This is a genomic window from Xanthomonas vasicola, assembly GCF_000772705.2.
In the GTDB taxonomy this organism is placed as follows: Bacteria; Pseudomonadota; Gammaproteobacteria; order Xanthomonadales; family Xanthomonadaceae; genus Xanthomonas; species Xanthomonas vasicola.
Map to the genome: position 1 here is coordinate 51,657 of NZ_JSBW02000042.1, position 15,739 is coordinate 67,395.

General features: G+C 64.5%; 15 protein-coding genes. 11 read left to right on the forward strand and 4 right to left on the reverse strand.

The features are described 5' to 3' along the window. Positions 1 to 7: 7 nt before the first annotated feature. Positions 8 to 1,303: an acetyl-CoA C-acetyltransferase gene (locus tag NX05_RS12010; protein ID WP_039432152.1), complete on the forward strand. Its 1,296-nt coding sequence runs from the start codon at positions 8 to 10 to the stop codon at positions 1,301 to 1,303. A gap of 127 nt (positions 1,304 to 1,430) precedes the next feature. Then, on the forward strand, positions 1,431 to 1,955 hold the full coding sequence (locus NX05_RS12015; RefSeq protein ID WP_039432154.1) for a hypothetical protein: 525 nt from the start codon (positions 1,431 to 1,433) through the stop codon (positions 1,953 to 1,955). A gap of 285 nt (positions 1,956 to 2,240) precedes the next feature. On the opposite strand, the gene NX05_RS12020 is transcribed toward NX05_RS12015, so the two are convergent. From NX05_RS12020 to NX05_RS12030, 3 genes are all read right to left on the reverse strand, one after another. After that, entirely contained in the window at positions 2,241 to 3,506 is a 1,266-nt protein-coding gene (locus NX05_RS12020; protein ID WP_039432156.1) for a heme biosynthesis protein HemY, read from the reverse strand. Next, the gene (locus NX05_RS12025) at positions 3,503 to 4,480 is read right to left on the reverse strand and encodes a uroporphyrinogen-III C-methyltransferase (protein WP_039432158.1); all 978 of its coding nucleotides are present in this window, start codon (positions 4,478 to 4,480) and stop codon (positions 3,503 to 3,505) included. Before NX05_RS12025 ends, NX05_RS12020 begins: the two co-directional genes overlap by 4 nt. A gap of 103 nt (positions 4,481 to 4,583) precedes the next feature. Continuing rightward, positions 4,584 to 5,387: a uroporphyrinogen-III synthase gene (locus NX05_RS12030; RefSeq protein ID WP_080764509.1), complete on the reverse strand. Its 804-nt coding sequence runs from the start codon at positions 5,385 to 5,387 to the stop codon at positions 4,584 to 4,586. 175 nt (positions 5,388 to 5,562) lie between these two features. Here NX05_RS12030 and NX05_RS12035 point away from each other — a divergent pair, with 175 nt between their 5' ends. The 6 genes from NX05_RS12035 (at position 5,563) to NX05_RS12060 (ending at position 9,735) form a co-directional block, all read left to right on the forward strand. Beyond that, positions 5,563 to 6,372 (forward strand): glycosyltransferase family 25 protein, encoded by an 810-nt coding sequence (locus NX05_RS12035; RefSeq protein ID WP_039432161.1) that lies wholly within the window; start codon positions 5,563 to 5,565, stop codon positions 6,370 to 6,372. A gap of 269 nt (positions 6,373 to 6,641) precedes the next feature. After that, the gene (locus tag NX05_RS12040; RefSeq protein WP_017117255.1) at positions 6,642 to 7,112 is read left to right on the forward strand and encodes a YiiD C-terminal domain-containing protein; all 471 of its coding nucleotides are present in this window, start codon (positions 6,642 to 6,644) and stop codon (positions 7,110 to 7,112) included. 28 nt (positions 7,113 to 7,140) lie between these two features. Further along, positions 7,141 to 7,563 carry a hypothetical protein gene (locus NX05_RS12045; protein WP_039432162.1) on the forward strand — a complete coding sequence of 141 codons (423 nt, stop codon included), beginning with the start codon at positions 7,141 to 7,143 and terminating at the stop codon, positions 7,561 to 7,563. A gap of 75 nt (positions 7,564 to 7,638) precedes the next feature. Continuing rightward, on the forward strand, positions 7,639 to 8,073 hold the full coding sequence (locus tag NX05_RS12050) for a rhodanese-like domain-containing protein (protein ID WP_039432164.1): 435 nt from the start codon (positions 7,639 to 7,641) through the stop codon (positions 8,071 to 8,073). A gap of 109 nt (positions 8,074 to 8,182) precedes the next feature. After that, positions 8,183 to 8,695, forward strand: coding sequence for a protein-export chaperone SecB (gene secB / locus NX05_RS12055; RefSeq protein WP_010370592.1), 513 nt, complete (start codon positions 8,183 to 8,185; stop codon positions 8,693 to 8,695). Positions 8,696 to 8,709: 14 nt separating this feature from the next. After that, positions 8,710 to 9,735 carry an NAD(P)H-dependent glycerol-3-phosphate dehydrogenase gene (locus NX05_RS12060; protein ID WP_039432165.1) on the forward strand — a complete coding sequence of 342 codons (1,026 nt, stop codon included), beginning with the start codon at positions 8,710 to 8,712 and terminating at the stop codon, positions 9,733 to 9,735. 326 nt (positions 9,736 to 10,061) lie between these two features. On the opposite strand, the gene NX05_RS12065 is transcribed toward NX05_RS12060, so the two are convergent. Continuing rightward, positions 10,062 to 10,658, reverse strand: a complete 597-nt coding sequence (locus tag NX05_RS12065; RefSeq protein WP_010370585.1) for an OmpO family porin — start codon at positions 10,656 to 10,658, stop codon at positions 10,062 to 10,064. Positions 10,659 to 11,034: 376 nt separating this feature from the next. On the opposite strand from NX05_RS12065, the gene poxB reads away from it, so the two are divergent. Genes poxB through NX05_RS12080 form a run of 3 tightly spaced genes read left to right on the forward strand, consistent with a single transcriptional unit; the run spans position 11,035 to position 15,567 of the window. Continuing rightward, on the forward strand, positions 11,035 to 12,744 hold the full coding sequence (gene poxB / locus NX05_RS12070) for a ubiquinone-dependent pyruvate dehydrogenase (protein ID WP_172645703.1): 1,710 nt from the start codon (positions 11,035 to 11,037) through the stop codon (positions 12,742 to 12,744). A 49-nt stretch (positions 12,745 to 12,793) separates the two neighbouring features. After that, positions 12,794 to 14,236, forward strand: coding sequence for a sensor histidine kinase (locus NX05_RS12075; RefSeq protein WP_010370581.1), 1,443 nt, complete (start codon positions 12,794 to 12,796; stop codon positions 14,234 to 14,236). Further along, on the forward strand, positions 14,221 to 15,567 hold the full coding sequence (locus tag NX05_RS12080) for a sigma-54-dependent transcriptional regulator (protein ID WP_039432168.1): 1,347 nt from the start codon (positions 14,221 to 14,223) through the stop codon (positions 15,565 to 15,567). The genes NX05_RS12075 and NX05_RS12080 overlap by 16 nt, the downstream gene beginning before the upstream one ends. Positions 15,568 to 15,739 lie beyond the last annotated feature (172 nt).

The window sequence follows — 15,739 nt, forward strand, 5'->3', positions numbered from 1 at the left end:
GTCCTCCATGCCAGGTCAGCCGATGCCCGCAGCCCGTCCCGTCGCCATTCTGGGCGGCGTTCGTATCCCGTTCTGTCGTCAGAACACCGCATACGCGGATGTGGGCAACCTGGGCATGTCGGTGCGCACGCTGGGCGCGCTGGTCGAGCGCCTCGGGCTGCATGGGCAGCAATTGGGCGAAGTGGCGATGGGCGCGGTGATCAAGCACTCCTCGGACTGGAACCTGGCGCGCGAGGCGACGCTCTCGTCCGGTCTGTCGCCGCTGACGCCGGGCATCACCCTGCAGCGCGCCTGCGGCACCAGCCTGGATTCGGTGATCACCATCGCCAACAAGATTGCGCTGGGGCAGATTGATTCGGGCATTGGCGGCGGCTCGGACACCACCTCCGAAGTGCCGATCGTCTACGGCAAGAAGTTGCGCGCGCGGCTGTTGGCCGCCAATCGCGCCAAGGCCACCGGCGACAAGCTCAAGACGCTGCTGCGCGGCTTCAAGCTGGCCGAGCTCAAGCCGGAATTTCCTGGCGTGGCCGAACCGCGCACCGGCAAGAGCATGGGCGACCACTGCGAAGACATGGCCAAGGAATGGAACATCTCACGCGATTCGCAGGACGAATGGGCGGTGGCTTCGCACCACAAGCTGGCCGCTGCGTATGAGCGCGGTTTTTTCGATTCGCTGATCGCCCCGTTCCGCGGCGTCTCGCGCGACAACATCCTGCGCGCCGACACCTCGCTGGAAAAGCTCGCCACGCTGCGCCCGGCCTTCGACAAGACCTCCGGCCGTGGCACGCTTACCGCGGCCAATTCGACCCCGCTGACCGATGGCGCCGCCGCAGTGCTGCTGTCCAGCGAAGCCTGGGCGCTGGCGCACGGCCACACGCCAATGGCCTATCTGCGCGACGCGCAGGTGTCGGCGGTGGATTTCGTGCACGGTGAAGGCCTGTTGATGGCACCGACAATTGCGGTGCCGCAGATGCTGGCGCGCCAGGGCCTGACCTTGCAGGACTTCGACATCTACGAAATCCACGAAGCTTTCGCCGCGCAGGTGCTGTGCACGCTGCGCGCATGGGAAAGCGAGGATTACTGCCGCAACCGGCTGGGCCTGGATGCGCCACTGGGCCGCATCGACCCCGACAAGATCAACCCGCTGGGTTCGTCGCTGGCCACCGGCCACCCGTTCGCCGCCACCGGTGCGCGCGTGGTGGCGACTGCCGCCAAGCAGCTGGAAGAACGCGGCGGCGGCCGTGCATTGATTTCGATCTGCACCGCCGGCGGCATGGGCGTGGTGGCGATCGTCGAGCGCTGATGCCGCTGCGCGACACGGGATTGGGCATTCGTGATTCGGGATTTGGGGATTCGCAAAAGTAGAAGTGAATCCCGTTCTTACGAATCCCAATCCCGAATCCCAAATCTAAACCTGCAAGGACACATGGATGTCGAATACTGATGGACGTGAGCCACCCACGCTGTATCTGACCCCCGCACACGGCGATGTGTGGCGCGAGGACGATGTACTGGTGTGCACGCCGGGCGCGAATCTGCCGCCGCGTTGCATCAAGTGCAATGCGCCGACCGACATGCCATCGCGTCGCTACATCTTTCATTGGCATCACCCGGTGATCTACCTGGCGTTGCTGATGGGGGTGCTGCCGTATGTGATTCTGGCCATCGTGTTGCGCAAGCGCAGCGCGCATGTGTTGACGCTGTGCGCGCACCACGAGCAACGCCGCGTGCGCTATGTGGCCATCACGATGGCATCGGTGCTTGCCTTGCTGGTGTGCGGTCTGTCGTTGCAGAGTGAGCTGCGCTGGGTGATCGGCGCCGGCGTGATGGCGGTGATGCTCGTGGTCGGCAGGCTCGGTGCGCGGGTGCTGTCGGTACAGTCGATCGATCACCAGCAGGCACGCTATCTCGGGGCTTGCGACGACTTCTTGCGGGCGTTGCCGGCCGCGCCATAGTTGCTGCGGATTCGATCCAGATCGCGCATCACCAGAACCATGTAAAAGGGCCGCATGGGCCGAGTGTTCACCGCTCAGTGCACAACGAATACGGAAGTGCCCAAGCTGTCACGATACGCAGTGGATGAGTTGCGGCGTCTTCTCGAGGCGACGCCCAAGGCTGTGAGCGGCGATATGCCAAGCGCAATTTCGTCGATGAACTGCATACCTGCATGACGCGCATTGGCAAGCGTTGTCAGCCAAACAGGTGCGGCGTAAGCGAACCGCATACCGCCGCTGTTTCGATTACAGAATGCGATCGTCCGATGCATGCGGATCGGCGGGCTGAGTGTCATCCGTCGCCATGATCGGCGCGCACACGGACTGCTGCGGCATGCCGTCGTGCACCGGTTCGCCGCGCGCAGCGCGCAAGGCATTGGCGTAGCAATGCTGGGCCGACAGCAGATCGCCTGATGCGGCAAAACCGCGTCCCAGCTCTTCCCAGGCTTCGCTACCGGCGCCGTTGGCGATCGCGCGATGCAGGAATTCTTCGGCCTGCGACCACTGCTGTTGATGACGTGCGAGCCGCGCCAGGGTTAGCAGCAGGCCCGGACTATCCGGGTATTGAGTCAACCAGCGCTGCGCACTAGCGCGGCGCGAATCGTATTTTTCCAGCGGCAGCACGCCGTACAGTCGCACCAGCGATTCGTCCCATTGCGCGTCCAGCGCCTGCTCCAGGCTATGCACGGCCGCATCGTCCCAATGCAGTACGGCCGCGCGCTGCGCGTAGGCGCCGACCACCGCTGGCGTGGTGCGCAATGCTTTAGCCAATGCTTCCCAGCGCTCGGCCAGCGCATTGGCGTCGCTGGCCTGCAACAGGGTCTGCTCGGCCAGCGTCGCTTCCAGCGTGCTGTAGGCATCGGGCGCCAACACCGCCTGCTGACGCAGGGCGCCAAGCTGGCCGTAGGCTTCGTCGGCGCGGCCGATCTGGGTCAGTGCATGCGTGCGCAGCAGTAGTCCGCGTGCCGGTAGCGGCTGCGCGTTGGCGCTATCGAGCGCATTGATCGCTTCCACCGGGCGCTGGCGTGCCAGATGCCGCTCGCCCTGCAGCAGTGCATAGGCGGTGGGATCGCGCTCGGCCAGTTGCTGTGCAAGTGCAGTCGCGGCCGCGTCATCGCCGCGCGCATCGGCCACCCGCACCGCCGCGGCCAGGGCAATGTCGCTCACTTCATCGTCTTCGCTGGCACTGACCAGCAGCCGCTCGGCACGCTGCCATTGGCCATGATCGGCAGCGCGCAGGCCTTCGATCAAACGCGCACGGCCCTTCTTGCGGCGGTATTTGCCCCACACGCGAAATGGCAGGCTGATCAACGTCCATAGCAGCCACAGCACCAGCAAGGCGATCAGCAGCATCAACAGCGCTTGCGGCATGGCGGCGTGGTAGTCGTTGCCACCTACGCTGACCACCACGTTGCCCAGGTCGTAGCTGTTTTGGTGCGATAGCCACTGCGCACCAAGCACGCCCAGCGCCACGGCAACCAGCAGAATCAAGACGGTACGCAAGACTTTCATTGGGTGGATATCCCTTCACGCATGGCCTGCAGTTGCAGCAGGGTGGTGCCCAGTTCCGGCAGGCGCGGACGCAGTGGCGCTTGTTGCAGGCCGCGCAGGCGTTTACGCAGCTGACGACGTTGCGGCGAGTCCGGCCACAGCCGGGTGGCCCAGGTATCCACGCGGCGCAGCGATTGTGCGAACCCGACGGCATCGCCGCGTTCTGCGGCTGCACGGGCCAGGCTGATTTCGATTTGCAAAGCATCGCGCGCGGCATGTCGATCACTGCCGTTGAGCAAGGCATCGCCGCGGCTGGGACGAATCTCCACCAACGGTGACAGCACCTTTTGCCACCATGGTTGCGCCGCGCCGCTGTCCTGTGCGGTCTGCTCCGGCAGGCGCTGCAGTTCGGCCGCCACGCTGTCCAGGGTCTGGCCGACTTCCGCCTGCGGGCCTGCGCCGAGACGATCTAGCGCATCGCGTTCCTGCACCAATGCCTGACGCAGATTGAGGTAACCGGGGTCGTCGATGCCGTTGAGCGCGCCGTTGGCCAGCGCATACGCGCGCCGCGCGCCGTCAGCATCGCCGGCGATGCTCAGCCGTTGCTGGCCAAGCCGCAGCAGCAGCTCCACTTCATCCAGACGCAGCGCCTGCGCGCCGTGACGATTGGGGTCGGCCAGCTTCTGCACGGTGTCTTCGAGCAACGCGCTGCGTTGACTCATGCCCAGCATTTCATCGCGCAGCACACGGTTGGTGGCGGCCGCATCCTGCAGGCGCTCGTTAGCCAGGCGCTGATCGCGGCGCAGTGTTTCCAGCATTTGCTGGGTGCCATCCCAGCGCTGCTGCTGCGCCTGCTCAGCCTGCAATTGTGCGGCTTGATAGCTCTGCCATGCGCGCCAGCCCAGGAACAGCGCAACGCCAGCGGCCGCCACGGCCACTGCAAGCAGCAGCCATGCCAAGGGAAAGCGTCGCATGGGAGCGGGCATTTCGGTCATTCGGACATCCTCGGGCGGTCATAACCGGCGCAGGCGCCGCAGTCATCTGCCACAGCATGGCGTGCAGCGGCGGACACTCGCAAGCTGTGCATGACTTCCCAGTTCAGCAAGGTCGCGGTGGTGTCACGATCGCTGCCGCAGCAGCGGCAAGCTGCATTGGCAGTGGACCTTCGGCGCGTATGACATGGATGAAGCCAGCGGCGTGCGCGGCATCCAGCATCCGATCGCTGGACGCGACTACCGGCCGCTGTTGCCATCTCTCAATCAGTGCAGCAGGCAGCTGTTGCAGGACCAGCGTCAGTGCTTCGGCACTGCTCAATGCCAGCACGCTGCGCGGCAATGCGTGCGCGAAGGACTGGATGGCGAACGCGCGCAAGCGCAGCGGGATGCGTTGATAAACATCGACACGCACAATGCGCGCACCGCGCTGTTCCAGCGTTGGCGCCAGCACGCCGCGTCCGCCGGGTGCGGTGATCAGCCCGACGGCCTGCAGCGGCGCCTGCAGCAGCGGCAGCGCGAGCAGGCCTTCGCTATCCATGCGCGTCGGGCGCACCACAGTGTCGATGCCGCAAGTCTGCAATGCGCGCGCAGTGCCATCGCCTACGCTCATCCAGTGCGCCTGCGCCGGGCGCTGCAGCGGCGCCAGCCGATGCGCCGCGTGCACGGCCGCCGGGCTGGTGAACACTGCAATCGGTGCTGCCAACGCCTGCTGCAGCGCGTCCCGCACCTGTGCGGTGTCGTTGGTCTGCAAACGCCACGGCGACAGCGCGAGCACGCGCCCGCCATGCCGGGCAACTGCCCGCCGTAGCGGCGCGTGTTCGCCGCCGGGGCGCAGCGAAATCAGGGTCCAGGCAGCATCGGGATGGGCAAGGCCGGTCATGGCGTGATTATGCGAGAGCGCTGACACCTGCGGCGCACTGTCGCCGCATCCAGGTGTGCCAGTGCGAATCGATGGCGAAGTGTAGGCAGCGGGAGCGATGTTTTGGCTCCCTGACTGGCGCCATTCGTCTCAGTCCAGAACCTATTGCAACCGCTGGGAATCCCGTCACGATCCTGGCCTGCAACCGTGCTGGAGTGGCGTCGTGATCAAGTCCTACCTTATCAATATGCAGCGCAGCAGCGACCGGCTACAGGCCATGTCGGCGCGCTTCGATATGCTGGGCCTGCCGTTCGAGCGCATTGCAGCGGTGGATGGCGCCACGTTGACGGCCGAGCAGATCGCCGACTTCATACGCGAGCGCCCATTGGAAGGATCGGGCGATGCCTTCAGCACGGGCCCGCGCACGTGGACCGCATCCAACATCGGCTGCTTTCTCAGTCACCAGGCCGCGTGGCGCATTGCGGCCGACTCCGCTGACGCCTATACCGCAATTTTCGAAGACGACATGCATCTGTCCGATGCGCTGCCGACGCTGTTGCGCAGTACCGATTGGCTACCGGGTGGCAATAGCATCGTGCGCCTGGAGCCGTCCTATAACCGCATCAAGCTCGATGCCAAGGTTGCCGACGTCGCCGGGCGCCAACTGCGCCTGGTGCGCCCATCGACGTATCAACATTGCTGGCCGGTATGCGCAGGTGCGTTGATCATCAGCAGGGATGCCGCACGATTGTTGCTGGCTGCGCAGGCCCGCTGGCACACCATGGCCGATATATTTTTGTTCGGATGGAACGAGTCGCCAGTCGCGCACCAGCTGTCCACGTATCAACTCTCGCCGGCGGCTTGTATCCAGGACAAGTTCTTCCATACGGCGGCCGAAGACATCGTGTTCACCAGCACGATCGATGCGCCGCTGACACACGCGCAGAAGCAGCGCAGCACGCATTGGAAAGCAAAGGCCACCGCGTTGCTGCGGGTGGTGCAGGGCTATCGCAAGGTTGTGTTTGCGCCTTAGCGCGGGGGCCGATGGTTGCGATGTCGACCGGCGGGCATGTGGTCGGCATGGCTTGTTGATTGAGCTTGCAGTACAACGTTGCGCGCCATTCGGCCGGGCATGAAGTTTCGGTCGATCTGTTGCATGCAACTTCCAAGCGAAGCTAGCCCGTGCGTCGCGTGCGGCGATGACTTGATTCACCATGCGGTACCGCATGTCACGCAGTGCACAACACGCCCGCAGAACATTGCGGCATGATGCCGCCCTTCGCCGTCTTTCAGTCTTTGCCGATGACTCCTTCGTGCACGCTCGCATCCGCCCTGCAGTCACTGCAGTCGCAGTTCATCGCCATGCCACCGGTGCTGTCGATGGGCATCGCCGTCGATGGGTTGCACGAGGGTGCGCTGCGCTTGCGCGCGCCGCTGCAGGCCAACGTCAACGACAAGGCCAATGCGTTCGGCGGCAGCCTGGCCTCGCTGATGACGCTGGCCAGCTGGGGCTGGCTGACCCTGCAACTGCAATTGGCCGGGCACAGTGCCGATGTCTACGTCGCCGACAGCCAACTGCGCTATGTCGCGCCGGTCTACGAAGACCTGGTGGCCAATGCCGAGCCATCCGAGTTGGGCAGTTGGGAGACGTTTCTGGCGACCTTCCGGCAGCGCGGCAAGGCGCGCATCGGCATGCGCGCGCAGATCGCGCTGGGCTCGGGCGCCGCTGCGGCCACGTTGAGCGGGCGTTTCGTGGCGTTTCCAAAGCGGTAGGATGCGCGCTGGATCAGGGGGAATACGCATGCGTGCAGTCTTCACAATGGTCGTCCTGCTCGGGCTGGCAATGCTGAGCGGGGTGGTCAATGCCGGCAGCCGCGCGCAGGCGCGCGCGCTGGAAACCACCCAGGCCGCCTACACGGCCGCCGTGCGCTGGAACGACTTCGACGCCGCGCAGGGCTTCGTTGAGCCGGCGTATGCCCAGGCGCATCCGCTCAGCGACCTGGAACGGTCGCGCTACGAGCAGATCCAGATCTCCGGCTACCGCGAGGTGCGCGTGGGCCAAGACTCCAACGGCGACCTGCGCCGCGAGGTCGAAGTGCGGGTGATCAACCGCAATACCCAGGCCGAACGGCTGGTGCGCAGCATCGAGATCTGGCGCTGGAATCCCGAGCAGAAGCGCTGGTGGCTAGCCAGCGGCCTGCCCGATTTGTGGAAAGGCCAGTAGTCCGGCCCCTGCGCGCTGGGCCTCGCGTGCGCCAGCTGTGCGACAATTCCCGCCCGCTCGACTGACCCTGACCCCGTGAATTTCGAAGAGCTGCAGGCCTTTGTCGGCCGCAACCCCATGTTGTCGCTGGCCCTGGTGGGCCTGACCATCGCGCTGATCGTCACCGAGGTCGCGCGTCTGTTCCGCGGCTATCGCGCGCTCACGCCGGCCCAGCTGACCCGTCTGATCAACAGCGACAACGCGCTGGTGATCGATCTGTCGCCGACCGCCGATTTCGAAAAAGGCCACATCGCCGGCAGCCGGAATGTGGCATTGGCCAAGTTCGACCCGGCCAGCAAGCTGCTGGCCAACGCCAAGGCCTTGCCTGTGGTGGTGGTCTGCCGTAGTGGCACCACCTCCGCTGGTGCAGCCAAGACGCTGAAGAAAGCCGGCTTCGAGCAGGTGTACTGGCTCGAAGGCGGCGTCGCCGCCTGGCAGATGGCCGAGCTGCCACTGATCAAGGGCCGCTGATCCGCCTTGTGCGGCGCCCGCCAAGCCCCCATTGCTGGCGTGAGAGACTCGCACTTTCACGTCTGCATCACTCAACGCTGCATCCACCGAACCGTTTCTGGAGTTAGGAATGTCCGACGAAATCCTCAACGGCGCCGCTGCGCCGGCCGACGCCGCTGCTGGCCCCGCCTTCACCATCGAAAAGATTTACGTCAAGGACGTGTCCTTCGAATCGCCGAACGCACCGGCCGTCTTCAATGACGCCAACCAGCCCGAGCTGCAGCTGAACCTCAATCAGAAGGTCCAGCGCCTCAACGACAACGCCTTTGAAGTGGTGCTGGCCGTGACCCTGACCTGCACCGCCGGTGGCAAGACCGCCTACGTGGCCGAAGTGCAGCAGGCCGGCGTGTTTGGCCTGGTTGGCCTGGAGCCGCAGGCGATCGACGTGCTGCTCGGCACCCAGTGCCCGAACATCCTGTTCCCGTACGTGCGTACGCTGGTCAGCGACCTGATTCAGGCCGGCGGCTTCCCGCCGTTCTACCTGCAGCCGATCAACTTTGAAGCCCTGTATGCAGAAACCCTGCGCCAGCGCCAGAACGAAGGCACCTCGCTGGCCGATTCCGAGCCGGCTGGCAACGCCTAAGCCTTATTGCGCCGATGAGCGATTCGACCCACAAGATCGCCGTTCTCGGCGCCGGTTCCTGGGGCACGGCCCTGGCCGCGCTGCTCGCCAGACACGGTCACCCGACCGTGCTCTGGGGCCGCGATGCGGCGATGGTGGACACCATCGACCGCACCCATGAGAACGCGCGTTATCTGCCGGGCATTCCACTGCCCGACAGCCTGCGTGCCACCACCGACCTGCAGGCAGCCGTCGCTGACGCCACCTGGATTCTGGTAGTGGTGCCCTCGCATGCGTTTACCGAGACCATTCGGCTGATCGCAACGCTGCGCCCAGCGGGTGCCGGCGTTGCCTGGGCAACCAAAGGTTTCGAACCCGGTTCCGGGCGGTTTCTGCATGAAGTGGCGCGCGCCATCCTCGGCCCCAGCGTTCCGCTGGCCGTGGTGACCGGGCCCTCTTTCGCCAAGGAAGTCACGCTCGGCCTGCCGACCGCCATCACCGTGCACGGCGACGATGCGAGATTTGCACAAGTGGTCGCCGACGCGATGCATGGCCCCACCTTCCGCGCCTACACCGGCGACGACATGGTGGGCGCCGAGCTGGGCGGTGCGATGAAAAACGTACTGGCTGTGGCCACCGGCGTGGCCGATGGCATGCAGCTTGGTCTCAATGCACGCGCCGGTTTGATCACGCGTGGCTTGAACGAGATGCTGCGTCTGGCAGCAGCGATCGGCGCACGTCCGGAAACCCTGATGGGTCTGGCCGGTTTGGGCGATCTGGTGCTTACCTGCACCGGCGATTTGTCGCGCAACCGTCGCCTGGGCCTGGCGTTGGGGCGTGGGCAGAGCTTGAACGATGCGATCCGCGAGATTGGCCAGGTGGTCGAATCAGTGCAGACGGCCGATGAGGTCATGCGCCAGGCCGAACACCACGGCATCGAGCTACCGATCTCCAACGCCGTGCGTGCGGTATTGCATGGCGAAATCACCCCGGAAGCAGGCTTGAAGGAATTGCTGGCACGCGAGCGCAAGCCCGAGTATCCGCAGACCTTGTTTACCTGACGACGGGGCGGCACTTGGGTGCCCATCGCGAAGATGCATAACAAAACGCCCGGCAATGCCGGGCGTTTTGTTGATGGGCTGCTGTGCGGCGCATGGGGGAGCCTGGGCGGATCAAGTGTCAGGCACTGGTACGCACCCAACGCGAACGCGGCCACGTCCTCGTGGTGGTGCATCGTTGGCGAGGATTCCCCGTGCAAAAACGCCGCGGTGCGTGGCGTGTGCTTACAAACCGCCAACCGATCGCCCAAAAGAAAAAAGCCCGGTCGGGGGACCGGGCTTCCAATGCAACGCGGGAGAGAGAGTCGCGCTGCAGTTAGACGTGCGGCTTACCAGCTGAAGCGCGGGCCGACCGACCATTCCTTGTTGCCGTCGCCATCCATACGGATGTCGCCGTTGATGCCCCAGTTCTGGTTCAACTTCACCTGGGCGCCAAGGCGGCCGTAGAAGTTGTCACCGATGTCGATGCCACGCTTCTTGGAGAAGTCTTCGTAACCAGCCAGTGCATAGACTTCGAAGTGCTCGCCGAAGGCATTGCGCAGACCGGCTTCAACGCTGTAGCCGTCGAAGCTGACGTTCGGGGTGTCCAGGTCCAGCTTGCGGTATGCAACGCGGGCAACGAAGTCCGTGCTGGTGGCGATTTCGTGGTTATAGCCCACGCCAACGCCCCACTGCTGGAAGTCGGAGTTGGTGTTTTCGAACAGGTTGTCGTTGTCGTCAGCGTTCTGCTTGCTGTAATCGCCGAACACGTGGAAGTTCGGAGCAACGGCATAGGATGCCTTCACGCCCCAGCCGTCCGCATCGCGGCCGTCGGTCGGAGTGCGCACGTAGTCGCCTTCGACGAAGTTGTAGGAGAGGTTTTCAGCAGCCGAAGCCGCAAACGGCAGAGCTGCGAGAAGGCCGAGGGCCAGCAAAGAAGTCTTCATGATCGGGATACCTCTACTTTTTTGATTGGACCGGCGCTGAGGCGAATGCCGTTCGCTGCCGAGATGTAAATTCTCCGTTATTCGTTGGAACGCGACATGAATTTTAAACTGACCAGGTGATGAATCATCGCACCAGATTCAGCTGCGCTTTCTTGTGTTGCCTGATCGTGTGCATACAGCACGTGCAAAAGGTGACGCTCTAGCGCTTACACAGCGCCGATGTGAGACGTGTGTGCACAACTGCATGGACCGCCTGATTTTCCAGCGTTTTTACGCGAACTCGTTACACGAGCACATTGCACTGACATCACCGTTGGGAGCATTGCACGCTTGTTGAACACACGCGTGGAGCTGCATCGTGGCGAAGAACAGAACGTTGGCGCGCTTTTTGGCCGAGACGCTGCAGAGCGCTGGGGTTGAGCGGATCTGGGGCGTGACCGGCGACAGCCTCAATGGCTTGACCGACGCCTTGCGCGAGATGCAGACCATCGAGTGGATGCATGTGCGGCACGAAGAAGTCGCCGCGTTTGCGGCGGGTGCCGAGGCGGCGGTGACCGGTCAGCTGGCGGTGTGCGCCGGCAGCTGCGGGCCGGGCAATCTGCATCTGATCAACGGGCTGTTCGATTGCCATCGCAGCCGCCAACCGGTGTTGGCGATTGCCGCGCATATTCCTTCGTCCGAAATCGGGTTGAGCTATTTTCAGGAGACCCACCCGCAAGAGCTGTTCCGCGAATGCAGTCATTTCGTGGAGCTGGTGACCAACCCGGCGCAGCTGCCGGAAGTGCTGCATCGCGCGATGCGCTCGGCGATCCTGCAGCAAGGCGTGGCTGTGGTGGTGATTCCTGGCGATATCGCGCTGCTGGAGGTCGACAAGCATGTCTCCAGCGCGTGGCCGGCACTGCGTCAGCCGCGTGTGTTGCCTGCCGCCGAGGATGTTCAGCAACTGGCCGCGCTGTTGCAGCAAAGCAAAGCGGTGACCTTGTTGTGCGGCAGTGGCTGCGCTGGCGCGCATGATGCGGTGGTGGCCTTGGCCGATACCTTGGGTGCACCGGTGGTGCATGCGCTGCGCGGCAAGGAATACGTGGAGTGGGAAAATCCGTTCGATGTCGGCATGACCGGCCTGATCGGTTTCAGTTCCGGCTACCACGCGATGCTCAACTGCGACACCTTGATCATGCTGGGCACCGATTTTCCGTATCGGCAGTTCTATCCGAAGGACGCGACCATCGTGCAGGTGGATCGCGACCCGAGCGCGCTCGGTCGGCGCACCCCATTGCAGCTGGGCATCGCCGCCGATGTCGGCGAAACCATCGCGGCATTGCTGCCGCAGCTGCAGCGCCGTGAAGAGCGCGGCTTCCTGGAAAAATCGCTTGCGCACTATCGCGAGGCGCGCGAAGGGCTGGACGATCTTGCGGTGCCGGCAGATCCGGGCGAGCCATTGCATCCGCAATTCGTGACCCGGCTGATCAGCCAGATTGCCGATCAGGATGCGGTGTTTACCTGCGATGTCGGCACGCCCACGGTGTGGGCAGCACGCTACTTGCGCATGAACGGCAAGCGCCGCTTGCTGGGGTCGTTCAATCACGGCTCGATGGCCAATGCGATGCCGCAGGCGCTGGGCGCGCAAGCAGCATTTCCTGGCCGGCAAGTCATTTCGCTGTCGGGCGATGGCGGCTTTGCGATGCTGATGGGCGACTTCATTTCGCTGGCACAGTTGAATCTGCCGGTGAAGGTGGTGGTGTTCAACAACGCATCGCTGGGTTTCGTGGCGATGGAAATGAAGGCCGCCGGTTACCTGGATACCGGCACCGAGTTGCGCAATCCGGACTTTGCCGCGATGAGCAATGCGATGGGCATTCTCGGCATTCGCGTGGATGAGTCGTCGCAGTTGGAACGTGCATTGCGGCAGGCCTTCACGCATTCGGGTCCGGCGTTGGTGGATGTGCGCATTGCCACGCAAGAGCTGGCGGTGCCGCCGGCGATCAAACTCGAACAGGCCAAGGGCATGGGCCTGTATCTGCTCAAGGCGGTGATGAGCGGGCGGGGCGATGAGGTGATCGAGCTGGTCAAGACCAATCTGCGTTAATTCAGTTGCATTCACGCACACTGGCTGACCTCTTCAGGCCGCTTCGCCCATGCCCCGTTCGCTGCTCCGGCAACTGTTGCTGATCTGGATGGTGATCGTGGCCGCCTGCTTGGGCGTGGCCACGATGTTGTACGGCTTGTACCGGCAGACCGAGGGCGTGCGGCTGGAGGAGGCACGCCAGCAATTGAGCGGCCAATGCACGCGCATCGTGCAGCGCTATGCCGGGGCCAGCGAGGCGGCGCGGAGTGGTGACGATGGCGTGGGCCTGGCAGCGGTGGTGGTGCACCTGGTGCTGGCCGATGCCCCAGGTGTCGAAGGTGGTGTCTGGGACCTGCATAAAGGCTTTGTTGCCTACGCGTACCCAACCTACGACGGCAGCGATCACAAGACCGATATTCCCGCCGCGGAATGGGCCAATATCGTCAGTACGGCGCAGCAGAGCGTGCGCCAGAATAAAGCGACGCAGTACCGCCGCGACGGCCGCCGCGAGGTGCTGCTGATCAGCGCCTGCCCGCTGGCATCGAACAGCGCGGCATGGACGATGACGCGGGTGCCGGCCAGCAAGGCCGATGCCTGGCGGCCGTTGGTCGTCGGCATGCTGTTGATCTTCGCGATGGTGGCAATGTCGGCGATTGCGCTGGGCGTGTTGGTGCGGCGTTGGAGCCAGCGTCTGCAGCGCATCCAGCAGGCGCTGGCCGCCGACACCGAGACGCCACACATTCCGCCGACCGGCACGCCGGAGCTGGACCGGCTGGGTGCAGCGGTCAATGACTATGCGCAACGCAACGCGCAGGCATTAGCGCAGACACGCCGCCTGGCCGACGAGCTGTCGCGACACGAGCGACTTGCCGCACTCGGGCGCATGACGGCCACGGTGGCGCATGAGATCCGCAACCCGATCGCCACGATGCGGTTGGCGCTTGAAAACGAGATCGCGCGCCGCGATGCGACGCCGGACGATGCCGCGCATGGCGAGTTGATGCTGGGGCAGATCCGTCGCCTGGATGGCGTGGTCGAGAGCCTGCTCGGCATGGTGCAGCCGATTCGCCTACACCTGGAGACGGTGGTGGTGCAGGACTGGCTGGCGACGCTGCTGGAGCAGAGTCCGTTGCCGCCGGGCACGCCAGCGCCCCGCTTGCTGCTGCCGGCTGCGCCGCTACGCTGGACCCTGGATCCGCAGCAACTCGGCCGCGCGGTGCATAACCTGTTGCGCAATGCCGTGCAGCACGCCGACCCAGGCAGCGAGGTCATGCTGCAAGCGGCAGACGTGGAAGGCATGCTGCAACTGCAGGTGTCCAACCGTGGCGCGGCCATCGCCGAACCGATCGCTGCGCACTTGTTCGAACCTTTTGTCAGTGGCCGTACTGACGGCAATGGCTTGGGCTTGGCGCTGGTGCGCGAGATCGCGCGCGCGCATGGCGGGCAGGCGCGCTACGCACATGCCGACGGGCTGACGCATTTCATCCTGGAGTTGCCATGGCGCGCATCTTGATCATCGACGACGATGCGGCGTTTCGCACGACCTTGCAGGCCACCTTGCGCTCGCTCGGGCACACGGTGGTCGCGGCCGACAACGGGCCGGACGGGCTGGCGCGGCTGAGCGAAGGCGGGATCGATATGGCGTTCGTGGATTTCCGCATGCCGGGCATGGATGGCATCGCGGTGCTGCGTGCACGTCTGGACGATGCGCAGGCGCGGCAGGTGCCGCTGGTGATGCTCACCGCCTATGTGTCCAGCGGCAACACCATCGAAGCAATGACGCTGGGCGCCTTCGATCATCTGGTCAAGCCGGTGGGCCGGGCCGACGTCGTCGAGGTGGTGGAGCGCGCGCTGCTCAGCCGTGCCGATGCACAGGCAGCAGCGACGGAAACGCCACAAGCACCGCACGAAGACGACGATGCCTTGGTCGGCCACAGCCCGGCGATGCGCACGGTGCACAAGCGCATCGGGCTGGCGGCGGCGTCTGATCTGCCGGTGCTGATCACCGGTGAAACCGGCACCGGCAAGGAGCTGGCCGCACGCGCCTTGCATCGGGCCAGTCCGCGTGCCAGCGCCCCGTTCATTGCGGTCAACTGCGCGGCTATTCCGCTGGAGTTGATGGAGAGCGAGCTGTTCGGCCATCGCAAAGGCGCGTTTTCCGGCGCCAGCAGCGACCGTCCTGGTCTGATTCGCGAAGCCGATGGCGGCACCTTGTTTCTCGACGAGATCGGCGACATGCCGCTGCCGATGCAGGCCAAGCTGCTGCGCTTCCTGCAGGAAGGCGAGGTGACGCCGTTGGGCGGCAGCGGCCCGCAGAAGGTCGATGTGCGCGTGCTGGCCGCTACCCATCGCGACCTGGCAGCCTGCGTGGCCGACGGGCGCTTTCGCAGCGATTTGCGTTACCGCCTCAATGTGGTGCCGATCGAATTGCCGCCATTACGTGAGCGCGGCCAGGACATTCTGCTATTGGCTCAGCACTTTCTGAGTGCCAATGCAGCGCGCGCGCAGAGCCTGTCGCCGGCTGCGCAGGAGCGCCTGCTTGCGCACCGCTGGCCGGGCAATGTGCGCGAGCTGCGCAACGTCATGCAGCGCAGCCAGGTCATGGTGCGTGGCGCCAGCATCGATGCGGCGGATCTGGACGAAGCGCTGGCCGAGGCCGGCGAGGCGCCGTCAACTGTCGCGTCGGCGCTGACCGGAACGCTGCCCGAAGCGGTGGCGCGGCTGGAAAAACAGATGATCCAGTCGGCCCTGGAACAGAGTCAGGGCAACCGCGCCGAGGCCGCGCGCCGGCTGGGCATCCACCGGCAACTGCTCTATCGCAAGCTGGAAGAATACGGCTTGTGACCGTCGCACGCGCATCGACCTTAGTCCAGGCTACGGGTGTCTCCGAAGCGGACAGTGTGGATGAAATGCAGACGCCTTCATCCCGATACTGGACGATGAAATCCTTATTAAAACAATCACTTAGTGGTTGGCACGATTACTGCTTTGTCTCTGGTACGCGGCCCCTTCCCGC

Excerpts from the sequence above, each read along its gene's own strand:
- NX05_RS12010 (WP_039432152.1), top strand. The coding sequence starts at position 8 with ATGCCAGGTCAGCCGATGCCCGCAGCCCGTCCCGTCGCCATTCTGGGC.
- NX05_RS12015 (WP_039432154.1), top strand. The coding sequence starts at position 1,431 with ATGTCGAATACTGATGGACGTGAGCCACCCACGCTGTATCTGACCCCC.
- NX05_RS12020 (WP_039432156.1), bottom strand. The coding sequence starts at position 3,506 with ATGAAAGTCTTGCGTACCGTCTTGATTCTGCTGGTTGCCGTGGCGCTG.
- NX05_RS12025 (WP_039432158.1), bottom strand. The coding sequence starts at position 4,480 with ATGACCGAAATGCCCGCTCCCATGCGACGCTTTCCCTTGGCATGGCTG.
- NX05_RS12040 (WP_017117255.1), top strand. The coding sequence starts at position 6,642 with ATGACTCCTTCGTGCACGCTCGCATCCGCCCTGCAGTCACTGCAGTCG.
- NX05_RS12045 (WP_039432162.1), top strand. The coding sequence starts at position 7,141 with ATGCGTGCAGTCTTCACAATGGTCGTCCTGCTCGGGCTGGCAATGCTG.
- secB (WP_010370592.1), top strand. The coding sequence starts at position 8,183 with ATGTCCGACGAAATCCTCAACGGCGCCGCTGCGCCGGCCGACGCCGCT.
- NX05_RS12060 (WP_039432165.1), top strand. The coding sequence starts at position 8,710 with ATGAGCGATTCGACCCACAAGATCGCCGTTCTCGGCGCCGGTTCCTGG.
- NX05_RS12065 (WP_010370585.1), bottom strand. The coding sequence starts at position 10,658 with ATGAAGACTTCTTTGCTGGCCCTCGGCCTTCTCGCAGCTCTGCCGTTT.
- NX05_RS12075 (WP_010370581.1), top strand. The coding sequence starts at position 12,794 with ATGCCCCGTTCGCTGCTCCGGCAACTGTTGCTGATCTGGATGGTGATC.
- NX05_RS12080 (WP_039432168.1), top strand. The coding sequence starts at position 14,221 with ATGGCGCGCATCTTGATCATCGACGACGATGCGGCGTTTCGCACGACC.